This is a genomic window from Leptospira mayottensis 200901116, assembly GCF_000306675.2.
GTDB classification, from domain to species: Bacteria; Spirochaetota; Leptospiria; order Leptospirales; family Leptospiraceae; genus Leptospira; species Leptospira mayottensis.
In genome coordinates, this window is sequence record NZ_CP024871.1 from 3237501 (window position 1) to 3245000 (window position 7500).

The window sequence follows — 7500 nt, forward strand, 5'->3', positions numbered from 1 at the left end:
AAAGGATTTTCTGATTCCTCCCGAAATCGTGGAAGCGATTTTCGTACAACTCATGTCGGACGATGTCCGCTACGAATATAAGGAAAACGTACTGGAATTGGAAATTTTACCGAGTACTGAAAAACTGGAAATCAAAACGATTCTCATCGATGCGGGACACGGAGGAAAAGATCCGGGAACGGCGTCAAATAACGGAACCAACGAAAAGTTAGTAGCTTTACAAGTCGCAAAAATTCTTCAGAAATTTTTCGAGAAAGTATATCCGACAACGAATGTCGTTTTAACGAGATCAGACGATACGTTTATCGAATTAGAACGAAGATCCGAGATCGCAAACCGAGAACTAAAAAAAAGCGGAAGCGCGTTATTCATCAGCCTACACTGCAATTCTTCGATCAACGTGGACGTGAATGGATTCGAGATCTATTATCTTTCTCAAACTCCATCTACCGAGTCGGCTCGTGAAACCGCTCTTCTGGAAAACAGGATTTTTAAAGCGAAAGGAACCGCGACCATTAAAAAGATTCAGGCAGGGATGATGTCCTCTCTAATTCAAAGAAGAAGTAGAATCTTGGCCAGGTCCTTGGAATCGGAGATGAAAAAAAAACTTCAACCTCAAATCCTGTCCAGGGGAGTGAAAAAAGCGGATTTTTCGGTCCTCAGAGGAAGCCTCATGCCCGCAGTTCTCGTGGAAATGGGGTATCTTTCTCATGAAAAAGAATCCAAACTTTTGCAGAGTAAAAGTTTACAAGTTAAGATAGCGAAAAGCATCGTAGAAGGAATTCGAGGATATGAACTGGCAAAAAATTAAAAAACATGCGATCGCGATCAGAGACGCAATTTGGAAAAAGATTAAAGCCGCGGGAGAAAAAATCAATCAAGGATATCTTTGGCTTTTCCGCATCGCGACCGAGGACGGGATTTCTCGAAAAACATTGTTTCTCACTTATGCTTGGATAGGAATCATTTTATTTTTCACTTCATTCATTCTCGCAGGGAACAGCCCTTTTATTACTCTTATTCCATTTTCTCTCTACGACGTTGGTAATCGAGATCATAGAATCGAAATTACAATCTATGCTTCCGACGGAGAACGTCGGGTGTTTCCGATCAGAAGAAAAGTTCTTTTGGAAAACGAGGAATTCCGGCACAAAACGATGACCTTGATCGGAGAGATCAGCGAATCCTCTTATTTCGATAAGACCCTGACAAACGACAAGGGGGAATATTATAAAAACATAAAGCGTCTTCCCGAAATCCAATACGCCGTAAAAGCAATCTGGAAAAACGGAGGGATTCTGATTCTGGACTTTAGAAAATCCACACTTCAGGAAATTCTTTCCGAAATGAAGTTCAGAATCGATTACACGTACGCGCGTCGAATGAACGAAGACGAAAAACAAAAAGAGATCGTCCGTAAAAAAATGGCTCTTTTGGATTCCACCTTTCTTGCTCTGGAAAAAACCATTTTTGAGAACTTTCAGGACATTCAAAGCGTAGAATATCGGCTGGACGGCTTATCTGAAAGTATTCCCGGAATGGAATATTCTCTCAATTTGTCCCATAAAAGGAACTGAATCCCCTTTTTCCGATCCCTTTTTGGCCGATACTAGAAACAAGATGAAATCCTACTTTCCGGATCGTTTGCTTCCGATCGGCAAAAAAAAGTTTTTGTCGACTTATCTTCTCATTCTATTTATCTTCGGGGGAAGTCTTAATTCTTCCTCCGATCTACAAATTTCCCCCGATATTCACAACATCACCGATTTCCGAACGGATCGCATCGCATTTCATTTTATCCAATTGGTAGATAAGGATGGCAAAACCTTAACCGGAACAAATCCAAATCGCGATTCCTCCGAGGCGACTTTGATGATAATTTATAAAGGACAACTAACGTTGTTAAAGGATGGTTACGACGATCCAAATCAGGTTCGGGAAAAAGAAAAAGAATACCTCGTAAAAATGTCCAACTACGTAAGACTCAGAGAATTGGAATTGGAATACTATAAACTTCCCGAATCGGAAAGAACCGTAAATCCGAGTAAAATCTCCGAGGTATCTTCTGCCTCCGGCACAATTTCAAGTCCGAACACAGCATCCACACAGGATTCAACTTCCCAAACTTCATCAGCTAACGCGGGTGAGGTGAACCAAATATCCAGCGAACCCTTAAAGAAAACGAAAGAATTGGATCTTCTTTTGAAATACGACGAGGAGCTGTTGAAGAATTATTCCTCCGAAAGGGCTGTAAGCGGGGAGTTGGAAAGGTCCGAACGTTTTTACGGAAAAGATTCTCCTAAAACAAGCTCGATCCGTTTTAGAGCAGAGGAACTTAGAAAAAAAGTAAATGAAAGAAGAAACGCCCTAATTTTATTCCTAAAAAATCCCGGAGCTTCCACAAATCCATATCCGGGAGACAGAAAAGACCAAATGTTTTATACAAATGCAGTCAACGGCATTCCCGATTTTTATCTTCACTCCACTACTCCTCGAGAATTAGACGGACAGATGAAAGGAGAGGAAGAAGTCGGAAAAAAATATGGAGAATTGTATAAATCCGCGAGAGATAAACTGATCGATTCACAAATTCGAAAATTATATTATTATCTTTGGAACCGGGAAATGACCAATACTCGTGTAAAAGCAGATAATATAAAAAAAGGGAAAAAGGCCGTGGTAGTCGCAGGTGATTCGACAGTCTTTACCATGATCGATAAGGAAGGAGACGGAATCACCGAATCTTTTTTTGTGGATAGTCCGGGAATTCGTTTTTCTTGGGGAAGAGATCTTCCGAATATCATTTCCATATCAAACTGTACGGACGAAACCATCCTTTCTAAAATCAAAAATCTCACCGAGGACGTTTTATCCGGAAGAATTCCCGAAAAAGTGGATAAGATTGATCTTACGGTTCCAGAAGAACAATTGGTAATCGAGCTCGGACCAAAAATTCCTCAATGATATCGAAAACTTTATATCAATAATCTTCTTGAATGTTATTTAGAGGCCATCTCAAAAATATTTTATTTTTACTCAAAACGCCGATTTCAATTATTCTAAAGTGTTTTTGGGATACTTTTAGTTTTTTAAAAACAGATTCTTTAATTCGCTTTCGGCTGATTCATGTCGGGACTCGAATTTGCAAAACAACTCAAAGAAAGACCTTCCACTAGATAACAAATTGCTCCCGGAGTTATACATTTATATCCGTCGTCGTAACTTTGTCCGTTTACAATGAGTTCGATCTTCTGGCAGACCATTTTTTCTTTTGCATTTTGACTTTCTTCTTGAGCTAACAAATTTGAAGAAAGAACGACGCTCAATGAAAAAGAAAACATAAAAATCCGCCCCAAAATAGACTTAATCATTCCATTTATTAAAGATCGTAACACTTGAATAGGACGAACGAGCGGCAAAATACTGAGTTGAGGAAGCATAATAGCATAACGCTGAATTCTGTAATTTTGGATTTCGGGATGATAGACAACTGTAGGTTTTGGGAGAATTGTATACAAATTCAGTTTCATAATGATTTTCTAGTCCTTTATTTTAAAAGATTGGTTCTCCTTCTGTTTTTTGTCAACTATCGGATTCAGACCGTTTTATCTCTACGATTATTCTGAAGCTCAATGATAATATCGGCAGTAAAAAAATTCCAATCCAGACCCAATTTACGATGGCCTTCCAAGATAAATTAGGGTCCGTCCAGGACGGTAAATAAGAAAGAATTTTCTCCGGAAAAAAGCCGGGTCTTTTTTGAGGGTCAGGTTCCATTACATGGTATAAAGAACTCGTATAATCAAACCAATATTTTCCGATCCAAATTTGATAAACGACACAAAGGACAAAAATTTCCCAAGCTATTTTTCTTGAAATAGAACTCAGCATTTTCCAACCCACGAGAAAAGGAAGAAAAAATAAAACCGCAGAGCTCCATTGGAATCTACCTGGAAGAGAAAGACATCCATAGGAACAAGAATGCCCCGCATTTAGTCCAAGTTGTAAAATCAATACGAACAGGACAAGAATTCCGATTCGCTTTAAATTCTTATCTAGAATAAGAAAAAAAATTCCTAAGATTCCAGGAATCCAGATCATAGGATTTTGAAAAAAGAGCCCTTGATTCCGGTCCATAAAAAGACCCAAAAAAACCGTAATCCAATGGAAAAAATTTAAATCGAACGTCGGTGGAGAATTTTTTCCGCCATAAGGACCGGCAATCGATCCAAACCATAAAAAGTTACAACCTAAAAAAGAGAATACGAACAAAAGAGTAGTTCCGAGGAAAATTCCTTTGGATTTCAGATCCGCTTCCTTTTTGTAAAGAATCCAAAAAAGGATAAGCGCTACGACCGGTAGATTTTTTGTATGAAACCAAGCCAAACATCCACACCCTACCCCACATACAAAATACAGAATATTCTTATTTTCGAATGATCTTTTCGTTTCCAACATAAATAGGATCGTGAATACGAAAGTCAGCAGAATTCCTGTCGGCAGATCCGGAAATATTTGTCCCGCGACCATGGGAAATGGAAGACTAACGGAATAGAAAACCGCGATTACGGCAGCCTCTTTCGGCGAAAGATGAAAGATTTTACCCAACTGATAAAATAAAAAAGGAATAATCCCCGCCAAAAGAGCAAGACTAATGCGAGCTCCCGTAATACCGAAAATCGAATATCCAATCAACGTAAGGCACGAAGTTCCGATCGAATGAATGCTGTATAATTTTCCGTCTTTTGGAGTCGTATGATTTTCCACATCGACGGGACCAATAATTTTTTTCGTATTTCGATCCTCTTCGTAGTTATTTTTAAGATCGAAATCTCCATCTTTTCGAATACTTTCCGAGATCATAAGATAATGGGGCTCGTCTCCAGTGGGACGGATTCTCTTTTTTTTCTCCCAACTTAGGACGGTTCCGATATAATACAAAACCGGTAAGCAGAGTAGAAAGAATAATATTATCTTTCGCATCTCCGAAAGAATTCCTTCTTGTTTCAAATTGTCAATCAGGATGCGTTTTCTTGAACTTGAGGAGATCTCCTTGAGAGTTTGTCCCAAGGCTTTAAAATTTGTAGAAACTACTAGTAGCTTAACGGTGAAAAGACGATTTAAAAACTTATAACCCTCCAAAAGGACGTAATCCGTGCGGAACCCGCGTATTTTTTTATTAGCGACTTAGAGATCATAATTGTAATTTCTTCGAAGGTTTTGGGGCAAACTCTTAGTTACGGCGGCAACCAGTCAGTCGTTTGAAAGCAGACACAATTCTCTACGACGTAAAAGTTTTGAATGCAAGAATTCTACATTTCACGAAAACTACAGATATTTCTGGCAACTATACCCGTAATAAAATCAGTCTCTGCTTAGAACTTGATCCCAATCCGAACATTCCATGGCATCAGTTCTCCGAAATATCGAATCTATAAAAAAGACTCAAATTACAGACTTAAAAACCCCAGTGGAAGCGATATCCTAAAACATAAAACTGACCGTTTAGAAACGAATTATGATAAATAAAAAATACTACACATTTCCGGTTTACAGAATGTACGGCGTTTTTACTTTTGAGGTCTAGGTTTTTTCATGAATCCAAGCACGGTTCGACTGAATTTCAAATTGAATCTGATTCGCCACCTTCGAGACGGCAAGAGAATGACTCTCGAAGAACTTAGCAGCGTAACCGGAATCAAGAATCAAAAAGATTTAAAAGAACAATTGGGAGAACTTTTCTTTCTTGGAGCAACTCCTCACATTGCCGACTTGATTCAAGTCGATTACGACTCAGAAACAGACACCTTCGGTTTGATTTTACCGTTTCGTTTTGACTCTAGTTTGCGTCTGAGTATTCGAGAATGGTTGACCCTCAGAAAAATTTTAGAGGAAGTTACGGAAACCAGTTCCGATCCGCAGACAAATTTAACCGCTCGAAAAATACTACAAAAAATCATCTCGATTGTTCCGGTTACCTGGCAGGAAGCGCTTTCTAGTTACAAAGCCGACATTCAAGAAGCGATTCGAAACGAAAAATCTCTCAGTCTTGAATACCAATCCAGAACAGGTGAGAAACCCACTTGGAGAAAAGTAGATCCTTGGTTTCTATTCCATTCTTTAGAAGATTATTTATTAGGATATTGTCATGAACGAAACGCCCCCCGCAATTTTCGTCTGGATAATATCCTTTCCTTAAAAATCGGTTCGGACCCGATCTCAAAACCGGCCGGTCAAAAAAAATCGGAATACATCCGTGAGTTTGAGGAGTTTCGAAAAAATCGAGAGAATTCGTCCGGAATCTCTGAAATCTGGCATACTAAGGAAGTGTTCTATAACCTAAACCGTAAACTTGGCTTAGAAAGAACCGACGAAACAAAAAAACTAAATCATGTCGTTTATTATTTGTCCAAAGCAAAAATTCGGGAGGAAAACTGGTTTTTGGAAACGCTCCTTCCATTTGGAAAAAACGTCATTTTGAAAAGTCCTACACATTTGGTGAAGCGGATTCTCGGAGAAATAGAATCAACTCTTCACTAAAAACGATGATAGCACATCTCTGTTTTTCAGAAATATTAGAAAAATAGCAAGTACATGCCCGAAATCTAGATAGAAATGCATTGCGAATTTTTCACAAAACGAAGGAGTTTCCACATTACGTCCCTTGGCTATTTATTGGTTTTCGAATAGACTTTATTGCTGTTAAACTTCCGCTGGAGTTCTTGAGATTTTGGGACAAGTTTTAAAATGCGAAATTTGGTGTCTTTTATGTTCTCCCAGATCGTTTTTCTTATTTTTAGAACTGTCTTAAAGTTTCAAAATAAATAGGCATGGGTTAAACAATAGAATTGCTAAAAGTCTCATATCTTAGATTAGAAAAACGGCTTCAATTATTCGTTTTAATACAAAAAGAAACGGAAGAAAAATTAATCTTTCAACAACTCTAATGAAAGAGAAAACTAACTGGTTTTGGACAGATTATGAATGTAAAAAAGAAAATCGCATCAGACTTGCAAGCGATTTTGCCGAATAAACCACGCCACAGAACTTTGTGTTTATCTGGACCCTCGCCCCGCAAGTTGATGTCTCTTCAACGATTCGAAACCTGGAAAGAGTTCCTAAGTTTCCACGGAGCGGTCGTCGGAATTTACACATCTCACAGAGAAATTCCAACTTTGCAGAGCGTTATACAAATCTTTAGAAAACTAATATTTAGCTACGAATTAACGAACAAAATTATAGAACCTGTAAATAAACTTTCTCTAAAACACGCAACGTTGAAACTCCGTTTTGAACTTTCGGCTAGAGCAAAAGAAAACTCAGTGTTTCTATTTTTTCATAAATTTATAGGGAGCTGCCTTTGATTTCTCCGGCTAAAATCAATCTCGGTTTGGAAATTCCGTTTAAACGTCCGGACGGGTTCCATGAAATTCGAAGTATATTTCTAAAAATTTCTTGGGGGGACGATATCGAAATTGAACCCGCGGATAACGGAGTTTT

The 7500-nt window shown here is 38.5% G+C and carries 8 protein-coding genes (2 of these 8 running past the window's edge); 6 read left to right on the forward strand and 2 right to left on the reverse strand.

The features are described 5' to 3' along the window. The 3 genes in view from LEP1GSC190_RS14775 to LEP1GSC190_RS14785 are tightly spaced (at most 43 nt apart) and all read left to right on the forward strand, a layout consistent with a single transcriptional unit that may run on beyond the window. Positions 1-811, forward strand: the 3' portion of a protein-coding gene (locus LEP1GSC190_RS14775) for an N-acetylmuramoyl-L-alanine amidase family protein (RefSeq protein WP_002748505.1). 281 nt of this gene lie to the left of the window's left edge; 811 of the gene's 1092 nt are visible here — the last part of the coding sequence; its start codon lies off the left edge, out of view; it ends in the stop codon at positions 809-811. Further along, on the forward strand, positions 792-1577 hold the full coding sequence (locus tag LEP1GSC190_RS14780; protein WP_002748364.1) for an LIC_10740 family protein: 786 nt from the start codon (positions 792-794) through the stop codon (positions 1575-1577). The genes LEP1GSC190_RS14775 and LEP1GSC190_RS14780 overlap by 20 nt, the downstream gene beginning before the upstream one ends. Positions 1578-1620: 43 nt before the next feature. After that, a complete protein-coding gene (locus tag LEP1GSC190_RS14785; RefSeq protein WP_002748439.1) occupies positions 1621-2964 on the forward strand; it encodes a hypothetical protein in 1344 nt (447 codons plus the stop codon). 140 nt (positions 2965-3104) lie between these two features. On the opposite strand, the gene LEP1GSC190_RS14790 is transcribed toward LEP1GSC190_RS14785, so the two are convergent. Continuing rightward, positions 3105-3530 (reverse strand): hypothetical protein, encoded by a 426-nt coding sequence (locus tag LEP1GSC190_RS14790; RefSeq protein WP_002748325.1) that lies wholly within the window; start codon positions 3528-3530, stop codon positions 3105-3107. 52 nt (positions 3531-3582) lie between these two features. After that, complete coding sequence (locus tag LEP1GSC190_RS14795) at positions 3583-4983, reverse strand: hypothetical protein (protein WP_086005254.1); 1401 nt, start codon at positions 4981-4983, stop codon at positions 3583-3585. 278 nt (positions 4984-5261) lie between these two features. Here LEP1GSC190_RS14795 and LEP1GSC190_RS20425 point away from each other — a divergent pair, with 278 nt between their 5' ends. The 3 genes from LEP1GSC190_RS20425 to LEP1GSC190_RS14810 all read left to right on the forward strand — a co-directional run. Next, complete coding sequence (locus LEP1GSC190_RS20425) at positions 5262-5438, forward strand: hypothetical protein (RefSeq protein WP_167880667.1); 177 nt, start codon at positions 5262-5264, stop codon at positions 5436-5438. Between the two features lie 157 nt (positions 5439-5595). Then, positions 5596-6540, forward strand: a complete 945-nt coding sequence (locus LEP1GSC190_RS14800) for a helix-turn-helix transcriptional regulator (RefSeq protein ID WP_002748376.1) — start codon at positions 5596-5598, stop codon at positions 6538-6540. A gap of 820 nt (positions 6541-7360) precedes the next feature. Continuing rightward, on the forward strand, positions 7361-7500 hold the 5' portion of the coding sequence (locus tag LEP1GSC190_RS14810; protein ID WP_002748575.1) for a 4-(cytidine 5'-diphospho)-2-C-methyl-D-erythritol kinase. It continues 754 nt past the right edge of the window; the window shows 140 of its 894 coding nt (coding positions 1-140); the start codon lies at positions 7361-7363; its stop codon lies beyond the right edge, outside the window.

Coding starts and splice junctions, on each gene's coding strand:
- LEP1GSC190_RS14795 (WP_086005254.1), bottom strand. CDS start 4,983: ATGCGAAAGATAATATTATTCTTTCTACTCTGCTTACCGGTTTTGTAT.
- LEP1GSC190_RS14790 (WP_002748325.1), bottom strand. CDS start 3,530: ATGAAACTGAATTTGTATACAATTCTCCCAAAACCTACAGTTGTCTAT.
- LEP1GSC190_RS14780 (WP_002748364.1), top strand. CDS start 792: ATGAACTGGCAAAAAATTAAAAAACATGCGATCGCGATCAGAGACGCA.
- LEP1GSC190_RS14785 (WP_002748439.1), top strand. CDS start 1,621: ATGAAATCCTACTTTCCGGATCGTTTGCTTCCGATCGGCAAAAAAAAG.
- LEP1GSC190_RS14800 (WP_002748376.1), top strand. CDS start 5,596: ATGAATCCAAGCACGGTTCGACTGAATTTCAAATTGAATCTGATTCGC.